Annotated in this window: 19 protein-coding genes; 6 read left to right on the top strand and 13 right to left on the bottom strand. The window is 34.2% G+C overall.

Features of this window, described 5'->3' with window-relative positions:
• The 13 genes from hisG to ACQ65V_RS12255 all read right to left on the bottom strand — a co-directional run bounded on the left by hisG (position 1) and on the right by ACQ65V_RS12255 (position 13,617).
• The gene (gene hisG, locus ACQ65V_RS12315) at positions 1-858 is read right to left on the bottom strand and encodes an ATP phosphoribosyltransferase (protein WP_430468132.1); all 858 of its coding nucleotides are present in this window, start codon (positions 856-858) and stop codon (positions 1-3) included.
• A gap of 268 nt (positions 859-1,126) precedes the next feature.
• Positions 1,127-1,942, bottom strand: coding sequence for a prohibitin family protein (locus ACQ65V_RS12310; protein WP_155087451.1), 816 nt, complete (start codon positions 1,940-1,942; stop codon positions 1,127-1,129).
• A 10-nt stretch (positions 1,943-1,952) separates the two neighbouring features.
• Positions 1,953-3,986 carry a VWA domain-containing protein gene (locus ACQ65V_RS12305; protein WP_430468131.1) on the bottom strand — a complete coding sequence of 678 codons (2,034 nt, stop codon included), beginning with the start codon at positions 3,984-3,986 and terminating at the stop codon, positions 1,953-1,955.
• Between the two features lie 12 nt (positions 3,987-3,998).
• Complete coding sequence (locus ACQ65V_RS12300) at positions 3,999-5,015, bottom strand: hypothetical protein (RefSeq protein ID WP_430468130.1); 1,017 nt, start codon at positions 5,013-5,015, stop codon at positions 3,999-4,001.
• Positions 5,016-5,026: 11 nt separating this feature from the next.
• Positions 5,027-5,773 (bottom strand): 3-oxoacyl-[acyl-carrier-protein] reductase, encoded by a 747-nt coding sequence (fabG, locus tag ACQ65V_RS12295; protein WP_430468129.1) that lies wholly within the window; start codon positions 5,771-5,773, stop codon positions 5,027-5,029.
• A 312-nt stretch (positions 5,774-6,085) separates the two neighbouring features.
• Entirely contained in the window at positions 6,086-6,958 is an 873-nt protein-coding gene (gene sucD, locus ACQ65V_RS12290) for a succinate--CoA ligase subunit alpha (protein ID WP_155087448.1), read from the bottom strand.
• Positions 6,959-7,036: 78 nt separating this feature from the next.
• Positions 7,037-7,447: a nuclear transport factor 2 family protein gene (locus tag ACQ65V_RS12285; protein ID WP_273290356.1), complete on the bottom strand. Its 411-nt coding sequence runs from the start codon at positions 7,445-7,447 to the stop codon at positions 7,037-7,039.
• A complete protein-coding gene (locus ACQ65V_RS12280; protein WP_412560945.1) occupies positions 7,448-8,383 on the bottom strand; it encodes a UDP-3-O-(3-hydroxymyristoyl)glucosamine N-acyltransferase in 936 nt (311 codons plus the stop codon).
• A 37-nt stretch (positions 8,384-8,420) separates the two neighbouring features.
• Positions 8,421-8,987 (bottom strand): elongation factor P, encoded by a 567-nt coding sequence (efp, locus tag ACQ65V_RS12275; RefSeq protein WP_155087445.1) that lies wholly within the window; start codon positions 8,985-8,987, stop codon positions 8,421-8,423.
• 49 nt (positions 8,988-9,036) lie between these two features.
• The gene (lpxA, locus tag ACQ65V_RS12270; RefSeq protein WP_430468128.1) at positions 9,037-9,822 is read right to left on the bottom strand and encodes an acyl-ACP--UDP-N-acetylglucosamine O-acyltransferase; all 786 of its coding nucleotides are present in this window, start codon (positions 9,820-9,822) and stop codon (positions 9,037-9,039) included.
• Between the two features lie 2 nt (positions 9,823-9,824).
• On the bottom strand, positions 9,825-11,231 hold the full coding sequence (locus ACQ65V_RS12265) for a bifunctional UDP-3-O-[3-hydroxymyristoyl] N-acetylglucosamine deacetylase/3-hydroxyacyl-ACP dehydratase (protein WP_412560946.1): 1,407 nt from the start codon (positions 11,229-11,231) through the stop codon (positions 9,825-9,827).
• The gene (lpxD, locus tag ACQ65V_RS12260; protein WP_430468127.1) at positions 11,218-12,246 is read right to left on the bottom strand and encodes a UDP-3-O-(3-hydroxymyristoyl)glucosamine N-acyltransferase; all 1,029 of its coding nucleotides are present in this window, start codon (positions 12,244-12,246) and stop codon (positions 11,218-11,220) included. The genes ACQ65V_RS12265 and lpxD overlap by 14 nt, the downstream gene beginning before the upstream one ends.
• 141 nt (positions 12,247-12,387) lie before the next feature.
• Positions 12,388-13,617, bottom strand: coding sequence for an HD domain-containing protein (locus ACQ65V_RS12255; RefSeq protein WP_430468126.1), 1,230 nt, complete (start codon positions 13,615-13,617; stop codon positions 12,388-12,390).
• 34 nt (positions 13,618-13,651) lie between these two features.
• Between ACQ65V_RS12255 and ACQ65V_RS12250 the strand changes: the two genes are divergently transcribed.
• The 6 genes from ACQ65V_RS12250 (at position 13,652) to ACQ65V_RS12225 (ending at position 19,378) form a co-directional block, all read left to right on the top strand.
• A complete protein-coding gene (locus tag ACQ65V_RS12250; RefSeq protein ID WP_430468125.1) occupies positions 13,652-15,205 on the top strand; it encodes a PglZ domain-containing protein in 1,554 nt (517 codons plus the stop codon).
• Positions 15,206-15,302: 97 nt separating this feature from the next.
• Positions 15,303-15,773 (top strand): tRNA (adenosine(37)-N6)-threonylcarbamoyltransferase complex ATPase subunit type 1 TsaE, encoded by a 471-nt coding sequence (tsaE, locus tag ACQ65V_RS12245; protein WP_430468124.1) that lies wholly within the window; start codon positions 15,303-15,305, stop codon positions 15,771-15,773.
• Positions 15,774-16,010: 237 nt separating this feature from the next.
• Complete coding sequence (locus ACQ65V_RS12240; protein WP_235898260.1) at positions 16,011-16,565, top strand: hypothetical protein; 555 nt, start codon at positions 16,011-16,013, stop codon at positions 16,563-16,565.
• 115 nt (positions 16,566-16,680) lie between these two features.
• Positions 16,681-17,880: an alanine dehydrogenase gene (locus ACQ65V_RS12235; protein ID WP_155087440.1), complete on the top strand. Its 1,200-nt coding sequence runs from the start codon at positions 16,681-16,683 to the stop codon at positions 17,878-17,880.
• 12 nt (positions 17,881-17,892) lie between these two features.
• On the top strand, positions 17,893-18,270 hold the full coding sequence (locus ACQ65V_RS12230) for a hypothetical protein (protein ID WP_155087439.1): 378 nt from the start codon (positions 17,893-17,895) through the stop codon (positions 18,268-18,270).
• 85 nt (positions 18,271-18,355) lie between these two features.
• The gene (locus ACQ65V_RS12225; RefSeq protein WP_430468123.1) at positions 18,356-19,378 is read left to right on the top strand and encodes an NAD-dependent epimerase; all 1,023 of its coding nucleotides are present in this window, start codon (positions 18,356-18,358) and stop codon (positions 19,376-19,378) included.
• The last annotated feature ends 106 nt before the right edge of the window (positions 19,379-19,484 follow it).

Raw genomic sequence — 19,484 nt, 5'->3', positions numbered from 1 at the left:
TTACAAGACCATATTCTCAATTGGACAAACTAAAATTCCCTCAGCGCCATTTGCTTTTAATTCATCAATAACATTCCAAAAATCATTTTTATTGATAACGGAGTGTACTGAGCTCCATCCTTCTGTAGCCAATGGTAATACTGTTGGGCTCTTCATGCCTGGTAGCAGATTTATAATGTCGTTTAACTTCTCGTTAGGCGCATTCAAAAGCACATATTTACTTTCTCTTCCCTTTATAACAGACTGTAATCTAAATTGAATTTTGTCTATTAAAGTTTGATTATCAGCAGATATTCTAGGAGACGTTGCCAAAACCGCTTCAGATTTTAATAGTACTTCAATCTCTTTAAGTCCGTTTTTGAATAAAGTACTTCCACTGGATACGATATCACAAATACCATCCGCCAGTCCAATATTGGGTGCAATCTCAACAGAGCCATTAATGATGTGTAGATTAGCCTTTACCCCATCTTTATCTAAAAATTGATTTACTGTATTTGGATACGACGTTGCAATACGCTTTCCGTCTAAATCCTTCAAACTTTTGGCATTTGAAGATTTAGGAACAGCAATGGATACTTTACATTTTGAAAACCCTAAACGTTCTATAATAGAAATATCATCACCTTTTTCTACCAAAACATTTTCTCCAATAATTGCTGCATCCACTACTCCATCTCTTAAGTATTGTGGTATATCACCATTTCTTAGATAAAAAATTTCCAAAGGAAAGTTACGTGCAGAAGCTTTTAGCTGATCTTTTCCATTATCAACGGAAATTCCTATTTCTTTTAAAATTTTCATGGAATCATCGTGAAGACGACCCGATTTTTGAACTGCAATTTTTAATTTATTCATTTTTAATTTTAGTATGGTCTAAGAATTCATGAGTATTTTAGAACTAAAAAACCCGCTTGAATTCTCAAACGGGTTATTAAAATATATGTTGATTTTATTCAATACATTTTCACCTCGCTTGAGCGATTATATGAAAATGATGATGTAATTGAATAAGTGTCATATTTCGTTTTGTTGCTACAAATATTGCTAAATAAAATTTATTAATCCTAATAAAAAACGATAGAAATTAAATTTTTAGCAAATATTTAATATTTCAAAAGGTAATTTATTGATTTCCCAAAATAATTGGCATTCCGCTTTCACCTGAGCCAATGATAACCACTTTACTATTTGGTGACTCTGCCAATCTGTTAGTAGCATCTATACCTTTATCTTGCAAAATCTTATCAGTTAATGAAGCGCTTAAAATTCTATTGGCATCAGCTTTACCCTGTGCTTCAATTCTAACTTTCTGAGCTTCTTTTTCTGCTGTAACAAGTCTAAATTCATACTCTAGCGACTCTTGCTCTTGCTTTAACTTGCGCTCAATAGCCTGTTTGATTGTAGGCGGTAGTGTTACATCTCTCACTAAAATTTCGTCTAAAACAATGTACTGTCCGTCAACAATTTTTTTGGTCTCCTCAAAAATTTCTTTTTGAATTGCATCACGTTTACTTGAATACAATTGTTCAGGTGTATAGCGACCGACCACACTTCTCGCTGCTGATCGAATTGTAGGTAGAATAATTCGCTGTAAATAATTTTCACCTATTTCCTGATGCAATCTTCCAAGATTTTTCTCATCTGGCTGGTACCAAGCCGAAGCATCTAATTGAATATCTAATCCATTTGACGATAGCACTTTCATTTTTTCAAAGATTTCCTGTCTTCTTGTTTCATAAACAAAAACCTTGTTCCAAGGTGCAACAATATGAAATCCCTCTCCCATTGGTGGCTCGTCTATTACAACACCTTCACCGAAAGTCCTAAAAAGCACTCCTGCTTCACCCGAGTCTATAGTGACTGCTGACTTAGCTATGACTATTATTATTACTATGATTCCGATTAAAATCGGTAATCCAATTTTTGGTAATTTTTCCATTATAGTTATTTTAAATTAATCCGTTATATTTTCTAATAAACCACTCAATAAACAAGCTCAATGCTATTAATGCGAGTAGATATTTCCAATCGATCAAAGGTACGATATTTTTAGTGCTTTTTTGAATGGTTGCATACCTATTATCTGAAAGTAAATCTGTTATCAAACCATTAATATCAGTACTGAAAAATGCTTTCCCGGAGCTGGCAGTTGCCAATGATTCAAGCTTATCAATATCTGCATTTAAGAACTGTTGCTCTACGTTATATTCCAAAACCTCAAAACTACCTGAAGCAGAAACAGATTCAGTATTGTGTTTTATGGTGAAATCGTAAGCGCCAGATTCAATACCGCTTAGGTCCACTCTATAATTTCCGTCATTTAATAATAGTGGCACTTCCCGAACGCTATCGTCAGTTTTATTCTTTATCACTATTGTTAGCGCTGCACTATTATCGAACTCAAAATTTTTATTAAAGTACTGTGCAGATATAATAACATCATCATTTCCGTTGTAAAATGATTTATAGTCAATATTGATTCGGTTACGCTTCTTATTTGAACCTAAGTACTGAATCAGTTTACCAATAAAATTATCAAAATCATTAAAGCTTTCGGAGTTTAAATAAGCTTGTGATCGCCACCTCCATAAACCTTCACCAGCCAATAAAGCATGTTTAGTGTTATCTGCTTCAAAAGTTGACAACATTGGTTGAGATGTATCTATACCATTGACTGATTTAGTGAGAATAACATCATGTGGTACCAAAAATTCGAGATTACCAAATTCTGATTTCAACGGTGGAAAGTCTATAAATGTTAGATTGTCAATGATAAATGTGTTATAATTTCTATTTAAGTTGGGCTGAAAATCTTCTGTTTGATTGGTAATGGTTTGTTTAAAAAAGGTTTGAGAATTATTTAATAAACTCCAATTGGTTGTTGTTCCTGTAACAATAAAAGAATTCAATTTTTGCTTAGTAATCTCACTTAAAACAGAATTAAAGCTATTATTTGGTTGATATAAAATAACTAGTTGAAAATCATTGATTGTACTCAGATAATCTTTTGGTTTTAAAATTGAAACACTGCGCTGTTCATTGCTTTCTATAGATTTTTTTAAGGTACCTAAGTCTGGATGTAGTCTATCGTAGACTAGAGCAATATTTGTTTTTTGATCAATGACTTCTACACCAAAATTCTTTGAGTTATTGATCGTGTTCTTTTCATTAGTAAGTGGAGTCAGCTCTACACGATATGTTTTTACTCCTACACTACTTGCATTTAAAGTTGTAGAAATAATTTCTGAAGTCTTAGATTCACTAAATTGAATGGCCTTTCTATAGACTACTGAATTATCTGACCATATTTTAAGTTCAGTGTTAACGGTTTCGGAGCCATTATAGTTTGCTATAACTTCAACAGGAAATTGATTTTTTAAATAGACATAACGGTTAACATTAAGCTGCTTAATATTTAAATCAGAATATACAGTTGAATCACCTAAAATCGTAGGATATATGGGCTGTTTTACGGATTTTGAAATGTAACTATAATCAGAACCAAAAGTTTGATTACCATCGCTTAATAAAACTATAGGAGCGGTCTGATTGGCATAAACTTCGCCAAATTGTTTTAAGGCGCCTGAAATATTGGACTGACGCTCATTAAAATTTAAACTATCCAAGCTATTGACCTCCTTTCCGAAGCTGTATTTTTGAATATTAAAACGCTCGTTTAATTCTGAATTATTATCAATCGTTTCTAATACTGAATTCACGTTATGAGTTTGTTCTAAATACGAAACGGATTCAGAATTATCCACAGCTACGACTAAAGTCGGTTTTTCATCATAATAGGTATTGGATTCAAACTTTGGGTTGATAAGTAATAGTAATATCCCAAAGATTGTTATAGCTCTAAGTGCAGTGAGACTATATTTTAAGTTAGATTTAACTTTCGATTTATACATATACTGAAACAGCGCTAATAAAAGCGCTGCTACTCCAGCAATAACGATATAAAATAATACAGTATTATTCAACTCTACTCGTCTCTAGTTTTTTTCGATTGATTCATTTAATGTTTCAAAATGCCTTTGTTTAAGTCTCAATGTTGAAGCTGCATTAGGAATGTAATGTCTATAGATAACCTTACCTGTTTTCGAATTTGTTATGCTAATGAATTTTTGCGCCCAACCCATTCTATAAAAGGTTAGATAATAAAACTCTTCTCCTTTAAGAATTTTTTCACTCAAAATATCATCGTCTATGATTTTATAATTATATCCGTATTTAGAAATCACTTCATCAAAGCTTTCAAATCGCTTTTCAGCTTTATCATAAATTTGCTTTCCTGAATGTTCAGTTTCTATATATTTAGGTACATAAAGTATGTTTTCTTTTAAAGCACTTAGTTCTTCAGAGTAATCAGTTTCATAAGCCCAATAAGTCTCATTATTTATTATTTTGTTATTTATAGTTTGAATGTAATTTTGAAAAAGACCTGAACTGAAATTGTGCATTGAATCATTATTGTACATATAGTTTAATATATCAGATTCATCAATTTTACCACTTGAATTCATTTCAGCGAGATTTAGAAAAAAATCATACGTCGGGAATAAATTTATTCTTGCAATACGCAATTTATTTTTCCTTAAAATCTTTTTTTTCTTTTTTTCACTAATCTTTTTCTCGCTAGATAATTCTGACGCTAGAGACTCATTGTAAGTATATATATCAATCGCAAATATTTGCCCTACGTTCTGAGTTGATTGATATAAGAGATGTGCAAATGAGTATTTACCCATATAATAATCTTCAATTTTAAAGTCTTCAGGCTTTACAATTTCAAAAGGCGTAACATCCCAATATTTAGATAAGATACTATTATAAGTATCCTGGTCAACTGTGTTTGGTAATACAAAAATTGTTGTAGTATTTTTAAAAACTTCGAGTTCATTATTTTCAAACTCTTTCTCTTTACCAAAATGCGTAGGACCTATACTTATTTGAGAATGACTAGAAACAAAAAATAGTAAGACTATAATAATTGATATTAAATACTTCATAAGTAATAAGTTTAAGTCAACATACCTCCATCAACGTTAAGCGTTTGTCCTGTAACATAAGCACTTAAATCACTCGCTAAATAAACACAAGCATTGGCGATGTCTTCTGGTGTACCTCCTCGTTTTAATGGAATGGTATTTCTCCAACCTTTTACAGTTTCTTCATCGAGTTTTGCAGTCATTTCGGTTTCAATAAAACCAGGAGCAATCACGTTGCTTCTAATATTTCTAGAACCAAGCTCTAGTGCCACGGATTTTGAAAAACCGATGATGCCAGCTTTTGATGCTGCATAATTAGTTTGGCCTGCATTACCTTTTACTCCGACAACAGAACTCATATTAATGATTGAACCTTTACGCTGTTTTAGCATCGTACGTTGTACCGCTTTGGTCATGTTGAACACAGACTTTAGGTTAACTTCAATCACCTTATCAAAATCTTCTTCTCCCATTCGCATCAACAAGTTATCTTTAGTGATACCAGCATTATTAACCAAAATATCAATGGAACCAAACTCCGCTAAAACATCTTCAGCCAATTGCTGAGCTTCATCAAAACTAGCTGCATTACTTTGGTAACCTTTAGCTTTAATACCTTTGTCGTTGAGTTCTTTTTCTAATTCGTTTGCCGCTTCTACAGATGAGCTGTACGTAAAGGCTACATTAGCTCCATGATCTGCAAAAACTTCAGCTATACCTTTTCCAATGCCACGACTGGCACCTGTTATGATTGCGGTTTTTCCTTCTAATAGTTTCATAATATTTTGGTTAGATTCTGTCATATTGAGCGTAGTCGAGATGTTTTAAAATTATATTTAAATAGGTTTCGACTGCGTTCAACCTGACATTGGATTTTCTTTTAATAATCTATATTCAAATATACCAAATACAAGTTGCAAGAAATAAAAAAACCTCACAAGATTTTGTAAGGTTTTTAACAGTTTTCTGAGATATTTAAACTTATATTTAAAACTCAACTATTGTCATGCTGAACTAGTTTCAGCATCTATTACCCTAATTGTAATTAGACTCTGAATCAAGTTCAGAGTGACAACAAATATATAATATTGTTAGCCCAATACTTCGGCAACTTTCTTTCCTATTTCAGCAGGTGAATCTACAACATGAATTCCGCATTCTCTCATAATTTTCTTTTTAGCCTGTGCTGTATCATCACTTCCGCCAACGATTGCACCAGCGTGTCCCATTGTACGACCAGCAGGAGCCGTTTCACCAGCGATAAATCCTACGATAGGCTTTTTACTTCCACTTTCCTTATACCAGTTTGCAGCATCAGCCTCTAACTGACCACCAATCTCACCGATCATAACTACAGCTTCAGTTTCAGAATCATTAATTAATAACTCCACAGCTTCTTTAGTTGTTGTTCCGATGATTGGGTCACCACCAATACCAATCGCTGTTGTAATCCCTAAGCCTTGCTTTACTACTTGGTCAGCAGCTTCATAAGTTAAGGTTCCGGATTTAGATACAATACCAACTTTACCCTGCTTAAACACAAAGCCTGGCATAATACCAACTTTAGCTTCACCTGGTGTAATAACACCTGGGCAGTTAGGTCCTACCAAACGGCAGTCCCTGCCTTTTATATAATCAGCAGCTTTAATCATGTCTGCAACAGGAATTCCTTCAGTAATAGTAATTATCACTTTGATTCCAGCATCAGCAGCTTCCATAATAGCATCTGCAGCAAATGCAGGTGGAACGAAAATAATCGTAGTGTCAGCACCAACTTTTTCTACAGCCTCTGCAACTGTATTAAATACGGGTTTGTCTAAATGGGTTTGCCCACCTTTTCCTGGTGTTACACCACCAACAACATTAGTACCATATTCAATCATTTGTTCGGCATGGAATGTACCTTCACTTCCTGTAAATCCTTGTACAATGATTTTAGAATTCTTGTTAACTAAAACGCTCATTAGATATTATTGTTTAAAGTTTTGAGTATTATTTGTTGTGCAAAAATAAGAGTTTTGATATTTAAACTCGTGCACTTTCTATATTTTTCTTTCTGAATAGGAAGCCATACTTTGAGCATTATCCTCATTTGCTAATTGGCTTATTTCGTAGGCTCTAAAAAGTTTTCCATCCTTAATTTCCCAAATTGTTGAAAAGCGCGCCAGTACAATTTCAGTATCAGGGTTTTCAATAGTATGGGCAAATAAGGTGTGTCTTGTAACTACTGTTGATTCTATTTCTAACACATGCGTAAATTCAAATCGAATACTGTTATAAGATTGTCTTGTACCTCCAAAAAAATCTAGAAGATCATCATATTTTAGCAGCATAAATCCTTGACTGCTGCTCCAATGCAGTTCACAGTCTTTGTGAAAAAATTTTGGAACAACGCTTGAATCGTTTGCCAAATCTGAATTGTAAAATGCTAAAACAATTTCTTTTGGTGACATTTATAAATCTTTTAATTTTTTAAGTATCTCTGGAATTTTTCTTATTGAGGCAATCTCTTTGTATTTTGATCTAAAGTCATCAGCAGGGATACCAAAATAACTTTTGTTACCTTCTAATGATTTGCTCACACCTGCCTTGGCAGATATAACCGCCTTTTTGCCGATAGTCACACCACTTGTTATCCCTACTTGTCCCCAAATCGTTACTTCGTCTTCAATAATTGTACATCCAGCAATCCCAACTTGAGAAGCAATTAGACATTTTTCACCAATTACTGTATCGTGTCCAATCTGTACTTGGTTATCAATTTTTGCTCCTTTTTTTATAGTTGTATCACCTGTTACACCTCTATCTATGGTGCATGCTGCACCAATATCTACATTATCCTCAATAATAACACGGCCACCAGATTTTAACTGATCATAACCTTCTGGTCTGTTTTTGTAATAAAATGCACTAGCACCCAAAACGGTTCCTGCATGAATTGTAACATTATTTCCTATGACGGTATCATCATAGATACTGACGTTAGAATGAATAACACAGTTCTTACCAATTACAACATTATTACCAATAAAACAGTTGGGTTGAATCACAGTGCCCTCACCAATTATTGCATCTGATGCAACAGCTATATTTGATGATTTAAAAGGTTTGAAATGTTCTGTTAATTTGTTGAAATCTCGGAAAGGATCATCGGAAATTAAAAGCGCTTTTCCTTCTGGGCAATCTACTTCTTTATTTATTAAAACTATAGTTGCCGCAGATTCAAGAGCTTTATCATAATATTTTGGATGGTCAACAAAAACAATATCTCCAGGTTCTACAACGTGAATCTCATTCATACCCAAAACAGGAAAATCATCAGCACCAACATATTTCGTGGAGATGAGATTTGCTATTTCTTTTAAGGTGTGTTGTTTTGGAAATTTCATAATAAAATGCTCATTTAGAGAGCCTCAATGACCATTATTATTCCTTTATACGCTCTTTGTAAGTGCCTTTTTCAGTTTCTATCTTAATCTTGTCTCCTTCGTTGATAAACAACGGCACATTTACTTCTGCACCAGTTTCAACCTTTGCAGGCTTGGTAGCGTTTGTAGCCGTATTACCTTTAACGCCAGGTTCAGTATGGGTTACTTCCAAAATTACCGTTGCTGGCATTTCTACAGACAAAGGCATGTTGTCTTCCGTGTTAATTTGAATGGTAACTATTTCTCCTTCTTTCATTAAATCTGGTCGGTCTAAAGCAGATTCCAATAATCGGATTTGTGTGTAATCAGCTTCATTCATAAAATGATAGAATTCTCCGTCGGTATATAAATACTGAAACTTGTGCGTTTCTACCCTTACATCATCAATCTTATGTCCTGCCGAAAAGGTATTGTCTAATACTTTCCCTGTTGTAACACTTTTTAGTTTCGTTCTTACAAACGCTGGCCCTTTGCCTGGTTTTACATGAAGAAATTCTATGATTTTATAAATATCGTTGTTATATCTAATGCATAATCCATTTCTGATATCTGATGTACTTGCCATAATGTTGTTTAGTCGTTCCCTCCTCAGCTGAAGCTTTGGAAGATTAAAATTAATTTGATTTAAAGTAGCCTTTCATTATACCTCTATGCGAATTCTTAATAAATTGAAGAATTTCATCGCGCTCCGGTGTGGCTTCCATTTCGGCTTCAATAATTTCTGAAGCCTGTGTATTGTTATAATTTTTTTGATATAGTATTCTGAATATATTCTGTATTTCCCTTATTTTTTCAGTAGTGAACCCTCTTCGGCGCAAACCAACAGAGTTAATACCTACGTAGGATAATGGTTCTCTTGCAGCTTTTACAAAAGGTGGCACATCTTTACGAACCAAAGAACCACCAGTTACAAAGGCATGGTTTCCTATTGAACAAAATTGGTGCACAGCAGTCATACCTGCCAACACCACATAATCACCTACAGTAATATGTCCTGCTAGCGTACTGTTGTTTGAAAAAATACAATTATCGCCAACAATACAATCGTGAGCAATATGGCAGTACGCCATAATTAGACAATTGCTGCCAATAACAGTTTTCATTTTATCCGTTGTACCTCTGTTTATGGTAACACATTCTCTGATGGTAACGTTGTCTCCTATTTCTACCGTAGTGTCCTCATCATTATATTTTAAATCCTGTGGTACTGCTGAGATCACTGATCCAGGAAAGATATTACAATTTTTACCTATACGCGCACCTTCCATAATGGTAACGTTGCTTCCTATCCATGTACCTTCACCAATTATTACATTGTTGTGAATTGTAGTAAAAGGCTCTATTACGACATTCTTAGCAATTTTTGCCCCAGGATGTACGTATGCTAGTGGTTGGTTCATTTTTACTTAACTTTTGAAATTTGAGCCATCAATTCGGCTTCTGCACACAATTTACCATTGGCATAAGCATAACCTTGCATATGACATATACCTCTTCTTATTGGTGTGATTAATGAGCATTTAAATATTAAGGTATCACCAGGAACAACTTTTTGCTTAAACTTAACGTTGTCCATTTTCATGAAAAAGGTTAAGTAATTTTCTGGGTCTGGCACTGTGCTAAGTACAAGAATACCTCCTGTTTGTGCCATCGCCTCAATAATTAAAACGCCTGGCATTACTGGTGCTCCTGGAAAATGTCCCTTGAAAAATTCTTCATTCATGGTGACATTTTTTAACCCTATTACGTGATTATCAGTCAACTCATAAACTTTATCCAATAATAAAAACGGCTGTCTGTGCGGCAACATATTCATAATTTGATTCACGTCCATTAAAGGAGGTGAATTCAAATCTACCTGAGGTACGTTGTTACGTCTTTCGTTCTTAATAATCTTTGACATTTTCTTTGCAAACTGAGTATTGACAAAATGCCCAGGTTTATTTGCAATGACCTTACCTCTAATACGTGTACCTATTAGTGCCAAATCGCCAACAACATCCAATAGTTTATGACGCGCAGCTTCATTAGGATGGTGCAAGGTTAAATTGTCTAAAATACCGTTTGGTTTAACAGCAATATTATCTTTATTGAACGCTACTCTTAGCTTTTCCATGGTTTCTGGAGATAACTCCTTGTCCACATAAACAATGGCATTATTAAGATCACCACCTTTTATTAAACCGTTTTCGAGAAGCATTTCAATTTCGTGCAAAAAACTAAATGTTCTAGCTTCTGCTATTTCTTCTTTAAAATCTGATACCGAATTCATCGTAGCATTCTGAGTACCCAATACTTTGGTCCCAAAATCTACCATAGTTGTAACTTGGTAGGAGTTTGAAGGCATTAGGATAATTTCGCTCCCAGAGTTTTCATCGGTATAGGAAATCACTTCCTTAACAACATATTCTTCCCTTACAGCATCTTGCTCAACAATTCCAGCTTTCTCTAATGCTTCAACAAAAAACTTTGAAGATCCATCCATGATTGGTGGCTCTGAGGCATTTAGTTCTATAACAGCATTGTCAATATCTTGACCTACTAGAGCCGCAAGGACATGCTCACATGTTTGAATAGTTACACCGTTTTTCTCTAAACATGTACCACGTTGGGTATTTGTAACATAATTAGCATCGGCTTCAATTTTAGGGTTACCTTCTAGGTCTACACGTTCAAATAGGAAACCTGTGTTTTCTGCTCCTGGTTTAAAAACCAATGTTACATCAGCACCTGTGTGAAGTCCTACTCCTTTTAGAGTAACTTCTTTTTCAATGGTCTTTTGCTTTGTTTCAGTTTTAATTATAGCCATCTACTTTCTTTTCAATCTCATTTATATTTTTAACAATCTTAGGTAGGTTTTTAAAGTATACATAAGACTTATTATAATCACCATAAGTCAATGCAGGCGAGCCCTGTAGTACTTCATTATCCTTAACATGTCGCCCTATCCCAGACTGTGCTTGTATCTTAACATTATTACCAATGGTAATATGACCAACTATACCTACTTGCCCACCAATTTGGCAGTTTTCACCAATTTTGGTAGAACCAGCAATACCTGTCTGGGCAGCAATAACCGTGTTTTTTCCAATTTCTACATTATGGGCAATCTGTATCTGGTTATCTAATTTTACACCTCGTCTAATAACAGTTGAGCCCAAAGTTGCTCTATCTATTGTAGTGCCTGCACCAATATCTACAAAATCCTCTAAAATTACATTACCAATTTGTGGTACTTTAGAATACTCTCCTTTTTCATTTGGTGCAAAACCAAAACCATCTGCTCCAATAATGGCACCAGAATTAATAACACAGTTGTTACCAATTACGCAATCGGAATAAATCTTACCACCAGAAAACACTATAGTATTATCACCAATACTTACATTATCGCCTACATAGGAATTTGGAAAAACCTTTACATTATCACCAATCTTCACATTATCACCTATGTAGGTAAATGCACCTATGTATATATCATTTCCTATTTTAGCAGAATCTGAAACAAAACTTGGTTGCTCCACTCCAGATTTATTGAGTTTAATCTGGTTATAATATTCTAGCAACTTAGTAAATGCACCATAAGCATCTTCTACCTTAATTAAGGTAGTACTTAATTCTTCCTCTGGTTCAAAATCTGAATTAACAATTGTAATAGACGCTTGGGTCGTATAGATATAAGATTTATACTTTGGATTTGCTAAAAAAGTCAATGAACCCTTACTTCCCTCTTCAATCTTGGCAAGTTTAGAAACTTCTATATTAGGATCACCTATAACTGTACCTTCTAAAATGCCTGCGATTTGTTCTGCTGTGAATTTCATGTGTTTAAATCTATTGTTTTTCAACGGTCACATGGAACATTCCACATTATTGTTAGCATTAATAATATTTTCTAAATACAAATGTTTCAACTAATTGGGTTTAAGGTTATGGTTGCTATCCGCAAAAATAGAAAAAATACATCACATTTTCTTCTTAGGATAACACATATAATATTTAGTCACAGGTTTACTCAAAGCTTTTAGGTTTAATTGGTCAGAAGCTTTTACAATATCCTTTATTTTCCCAGACTTTAGCAAAATATTGATATGCTGTTTTTTATTCTGATAAGCAATGTTGGTAATCTCGCCACTAAACACAAAATAATCTGCCTGAACTTTTGATATATTGTACTTCTCCATTAATGCGCTCGAATGTGCAACAAGATCCGAAGTTTTAATAGGGTTTTTCTTTATCTTAATCTTTAGCAAATCCCTGTTTATAATCATTTCGCACAAATTTCTAAGCACAAAATCTTCATTATATTGCCATTCTTTCATTGCAGCAACGATGTCATAGTCGTCTAGCTTAGCGAAAATATCGAGGGCTTCGGATTTAAAACTTTTAAAGTTTATTTCCGAGCTTAGAAAATAGAATAATGGGTCACTACAGTTTAGCTTAACTCCTTCTTGAACCAATTCCTTGGCGCGTTTTAAAATTCGAGTGAGTAATTGCTCCGCAACTAAGCCTGTTTTGTGTAGATAAACTTGCCAGTACATAAAACGTCTTGCCACAAGAAATTTCTCGACACTATAGATTCCTTTTTCCTCTACAACCAGACGATCTTCAACCACATTGAGCATGGTAATTAAACGCTCACTATTAATGTTACCTTCAGCAACACCAGTATAGAAACTATCGCGTTTTAAATAATCTGCCCTATCCATATCCAATTGGCTAGAGATGAGCTCACACATAAATTTTCTTGGATACTCACCCTTAAAGATTGAAATGGCTAACGTTAAACTTCCGTTAAACTCTTTATTGAGTTCTTCCATAAAACGCAGCGAAATTTCTTCATGAGAAATGTCATTTACAAGGCTATGTTCCATGGCATGTGAGAATGGACCATGACCAATATCATGCAACAAAATGGCAATTAACAAACCGTTTTCTTCGTCTTTAGAAATCGTAACTTCCTTAAAACGAAGCACATTGATAGCTTTTTGCATTAAGTGCATACTTCCCAGTGCATGGTGAAAACGTGTATGGTGAGCACCTGGATATACCAAATAAGACAAGCCCATTTGCGTAATTCTTCGCAGTCTTTGAAAATATTTATGCTGAATAAGGTCGAAAATTAACGAATTTGGAATGGTAATAAATCCGTAAATTGGATCGTTAAAGATTTTAAGTTTATTATTAGACTTCAAACTGAAAAATTCACTAATTAGAAAACAAATATACATGAACAACATAAATATTCTCTGGGTTGACGATGAAATTGATTTATTAAAACCACATATTCTCTTTTTAGAACAGAAACAATACAAGGTAACTCCCTGCCAAAGCGGTACTGAAGCACTAGAGATTATAAATGATACTAACTTTGATATCGTGTTCTTGGACGAAAATATGCCAGGCCTTACTGGTCTTGAAACATTGAATGAAATTAAAGAACGCCGTGCCAACCTTCCGGTGGTAATGATTACCAAAAGTGAAGAGGAATATATTATGGAGGAAGCTATTGGTAACAAGATTGCCGATTACTTGATAAAACCTGTAAACCCTAATCAGATTTTATTAAGCTTGAAGAAGAATCTGGACCACTCACGTTTGGTTTCAGAAAAAACCACTTCTAACTATCAACAGGAATTTAGAAAAATTGCCATGGATTTATCTATGGTAAATTCTTATGAAGAATGGGCAGATTTGTATCAAAAGCTTATTTATTGGGAACTTCAACTAGAAGATATCGAAGATGTTGGCATGACCGACATTCTGGAGTCCCAAAAAACAGAAGCCAATTTACAGTTTGGAAAATTTATAGAGAAAAATTATCAAGACTGGTTTCAACCCAATGCAGATGCACCAGTAATGTCGCACACGTTGTTTAAAGATAAAGTAGTGCCAGAACTCAGTGATAAGCAACCAACACTTTTAGTGGTAATAGATAATTTGCGTTATGATCAATGGAAGGCTTTTGAGCCGACTGTAAATAATTATTATAAAAAGGCTTCAGAGTTATCCTTCTACAGTATTCTACCAACAGCAACACAATATGCTCGAAATGCTATATTCTCTGGCTTGATGCCTGCAGATATGGAAAAGCTATTTCCTAAATATTGGAAAAACGATACCGACGAGGGCGGTAAAAATATGCATGAAGATGATTTTCTAAGAGAACAGTTAAAACGCTTGGGACTCAACCATATTAAATATGAGTATCATAAAATCACCAACCTAAAATCTGGTAAAAAACTAGTTGAGAATTTTAAAACTTTAAAAGATAATGACTTAAATGTTATTGTCTATAATTTTGTGGATATGCTCTCCCACTCAAAAACCGAAATGGAGGTAGTTAAGGAACTGGCTTCAAATGATAAGGCCTATAGATCCTTAACGCAAAGTTGGTTTAAGAATTCACCGTTATTGGAAATGATTCAATTATCACAACAGCTCGGTTTTAAATTGATATTAACGACAGATCATGGTACTATTAATGTAAAAGCACCTTCTAAAGTTATTGGAGATAGAGATACAAGTTTAAATTTGCGCTATAAAACTGGGCGAAGCCTAACCTACCAAGATAAAGATGTTTTGGCGGTAAAAGATCCAAAGTCTGTGCATTTACCAGCACTAACTATGAGTAGCTCTTTCATTTTTGCAAAAGGAGACTTGTTTTTGGCTTATCCAAATAATTTTAATCACTACGTAAGCTATTACAGAAACACCTATCAGCATGGTGGTGTTTCCTTAGAGGAAATGATTATTCCTTTTGTGGTTATGGATCCGAAATAAATCCGTTAAAGGCACAAAAATCCGACGAAATGCACTTTTTCCTAGGATTTCCAATTTTTTATTGCTAACATTGTAGTCTATAATATAATAGATTGTAGTGAATACCATTGAGCTTACATACCATTTAAAGGATATAGATGCCATTGCCGCTAGTATCTTGGAACATTTAAAATCCAAGACCATCTTGTTTGATGGTACAATGGGTTCTGGTAAGACTACGTTTATTAATGCCATGCTAAAAGCTATGGATAGTGATGATGTAGCCACAAGCCCTACATTTTCTATTATAAATGAATACAGCATACCAAATGATAAAGTTTATCATTTTGATTTTTACAGAATAGAATCTTTGGACGAAGCTTATAATTTTGGTATTGAAGACTATTTAGCTAGTGACCATTGGTTGTTTTTAGAATGGCCAGAGCGTATTGAAGAATTATTACCAGAAGATGCTCAAAACATTACTATAACTAGTATAGACGATAATATTAGATCCCTCAAATTAACTATAGATAATAAACTTTTAACCGAACATAATGCTATGACAGAAACAGAAATTTTAGACTAAAATTTCACCTACATTCTACCGAAAGAGTATTGCAGTTACGGAAAAACCGTAACTAAAAACTCAAGATTTATTGGATTTTAACATAATTTGATTTTTGCAGGCGATGTGTGCACTATACATTTGTAGTATTAATTAATTAAATCCCTTAAATTATGAAAGCTAAAAAACTAGTACTAGCAATTGCGATCTTCGGAGGAATGTTATTTACTGTACAGGCAACTAACATTATTGACTTAGATGGACAGACTACAACACAAGTTGACAAAAGAAAACTTAAAGTTCCGCCACACGGATAAAAAATCTTATAACAAAAAGATTCTTATAGGGAGTATTGTTGCATCTTTTGTTGCAGCGACTCCCTTTTTGTTTTATCTATATGAATATGTTCCAGACACAACCAACTGGGATACGATTTTTGGAACCTATGTTAGTATGGAATATGGAAGCGCTAACGTAGCCATGTGGGTATTTGCCATGAAAGTAATACCTTTATTATTATCACTTATTTGGTTCTTTACTTGCAGACATTGGTGGTATCATGCGTTATTAGTACCAATTGCAATGTTTTCTTTCCAGTGTATTAGTGCTTTAAATAATGACACTAGATATATGGATGAATTTGATATTGTCTGGCTTCTTCCATTAATGGCGATAATTTTTCCTTCGATATACTTAATTAGAGCCAAAATGTTTAACAAAATAAACGATGCCGATAAGACTATGGAAGAACTTGAGGAAGAGTTTATGATCAAACCTAAAGGTATTTGGGACAAGGTGAAACAATATTTTTAAACCACCTTATTTTATACATTAAGATATTATTCGTAATTTGAAGTTAGATTAATTTGTTACTGAGCTTGACGGTGTTTTTACTATCTTGCAGTAACTATATCAATTAACTGATTTAATGAGTAAATCTCTATCGCCATTTACCAAAGCCCAACTATTACCGCAAGAAGAAACTCTAGAGATTCTTAAACAAAAAGGTGAACTCTTTATTGGTATCCCAAAGGAAACCCATTTTCAAGAAAAACGTGTATGCCTAACACCAGATGCTGTGTCGGCATTGACCGCCAATGGACACAGAGTGCTATTTGAGTCTGGCGCAGGTAAAGGAGCCAATTTTAAGGACAAAGATTATAGCGAAGCAGGTGCTGAAGTCACCAAGGATAAAGCAAAGGTGTACTCCTGCCCTATTATTCTTAAGGTTGAACCGCCTTCATTGGATGAGATATCACTTATCAATCCACAAACAATATTAATTTCTGCCCTCCAGATAAAAACACAAGACAAAACTTATTTTGAAGCTTTGGCAAAAAAGCGCATTACTGCCTTGGCTTTTGAGTATATAAAGGATGAAGATGGTGCTTATCCAGCAGTACGCTCTCTAAGTGAAATTGCAGGTACAGCCTCAATTTTAATTGCTTCTGAGTTGCTCTCTAATGTTAATGGAGGTAACGGATTAATGATGGGCAACATCAATGGTGTACCTCCCACAGAAGTTTTAATCCTAGGTGCAGGAACTGTAGGTGAATTTGCAGCGCGCTCTGCCATTGGTCTTGGTGCCAACGTAAAAGTGTTTGATAGTTCCATCACCAAACTGCGATGTATTCAGAATAACTTAGGAAGAACGGTTTACACCTCAACCATGCAGCCCAAAAACTTAGTAAAAGCTTTAAAACGCTGCGATGTAGCTATTGGTGCTGTAAGAGGAAACAATAGAGCTCCGATTGTGGTTTCCGAAGATATGGTGAACCATATGAAGCGCGGCTCGGTAATTATAGACGTTAGTATAGATATGGGAGGTTGTTTTGAAACCAGTGAAGTTACCACTCACGATCATCCAACTTTTGATTATAACGGAGTAACACATTATTGTGTTCCAAATATTCCGGCTAGATACTCTAGAACCGCTTCTGTTTCCATCAGTAATATTTTTACACCTTACCTACTGGAAATTGGCGAACATGGTGGTATAGAAAATGCATTGCGTTTTGATAGAGGATTAAAAAATGGGTTGTATTTTTACCACGGCATTTTAACTAACAAATCCGTTGCAGAATGGTTTGGTTTAGATTATAACGATGCTAACCTATTGATCTTTTAATTACCTCTGAATATGAAATTTATACATCGCTTAGGCTATTACCTTGGCGGCTTTGCTATAGGCCTTATTATATTAATGTTTTTTCTAAACGGAAAAGATGCCTCTTGTGATTATGGACCAAATGCGAGAACAGTTAAGAATATAAGCTCTAAGCCAATGTCTTATTCCAATGAAGCCTCAAGTTTTATAGATGAAAATTCTTTAGATTCGATTACTGTGGTTAATTTAATTAAATACGGCAGTGTGGATTTTTCAAAAAGTAAGACAAAATTAGACTCTTGTAAGGTTTACCATATCGATAATAGTTATAAAGAGCAAGATTTAGAACTGACGGTGCAAAACTGTGATTCCCTCGCCAAAATTCTAAAAATCAATTACCTTAACGATTAATCTGTGATTTTATGGTTGAAAATTTAGAGGCTTCACCTAAAATCCACATCTTTGATGTCAAAATTATATTAGCAAATTCTAAAATATGAAAGTATTAGTTACTGGAGCTGCCGGTTTTATTGGTTTTTTCACTTCCAAAGTATTATTAGAGAAAGGTCATGAAGTTGTAGGTCTAGACAACATCAACGATTATTATGATGTTAATTTAAAGTTTTCCAGATTAAAGGAATTAGGTATAGTTAGAGATGATGCTGAAGAATTTAATAACATTTGTAAAAGTAGTACCAATTCTAATTTCACTTTTGTTAGAATGAATTTAGAAGACCGAGAAGCGCTACCGAAGTTATTTAAAGATGAAAAGTTTGATATTGTTTGTAACCTAGCTGCACAAGCTGGAGTAAGATATAGCCTAGAAAACCCAGAAACTTATATTGATTCTAACCTTGTTGGTTTTTTAAATATACTTGAATGTTGCAGGCATAACAATATTAAGCACCTAATATATGCTAGTAGCTCTAGTGTTTATGGTCTAAATAAGAAAATACCGTTTTCTACAGATGATAATGTAGACCATCCTATTAGCTTGTATGCAGCTACGAAAAAAAGCAACGAGTTGATGGGACATACGTATAGTCATTTGTTTAACATTCCAACAACTGGTTTACGGTTCTTTACGGTTTATGGACCTTGGGGAAGACCCGATATGGCTATGTTCTTATTTACAGATGCTATTGTAAATGACAGACCAATAAAGGTATTTAACTATGGTAAAATGGAACGTGATTTTACCTATATAGATGACATTGTAGAAGGTGTAGTTAGAATCATTGAAAAGCCAGTAACGAAAAGAGTCAATAATAATGAACTTTACAAGGTTTACAACATAGGTAATAATAACTCTGTAAAGCTTTTGGATTTTATTAAGGAAATTGAAGTCAATTTAGATAAGACTGCCGAAAAAAATATGCTACCTATACAGCCTGGAGATGTTGAACGCACCTGGGCCGATGTAGATCAGTTGATTGAGGACTATGATTACAGACCAAACACCTCAATAAAAGTAGGAGTAAAATCTTTTGTTGATTGGTACAAAGGCTATTACAGTTAAGGTACATTATATCGATAGTTTCTGTTCGTTATGAATAAGAAGAGGTGTTTATCGTTAAAAAAGGTCGTTGGTATATTAATTTAGAAGAATTAAAATTCTTCCTACA

This window comes from Winogradskyella ouciana, assembly GCF_965284585.1.
Lineage (GTDB): Bacteria > Bacteroidota > Bacteroidia > Flavobacteriales > Flavobacteriaceae > Winogradskyella > Winogradskyella ouciana.
This window is presented reverse-complemented; position numbering and strand designations above follow the sequence as displayed.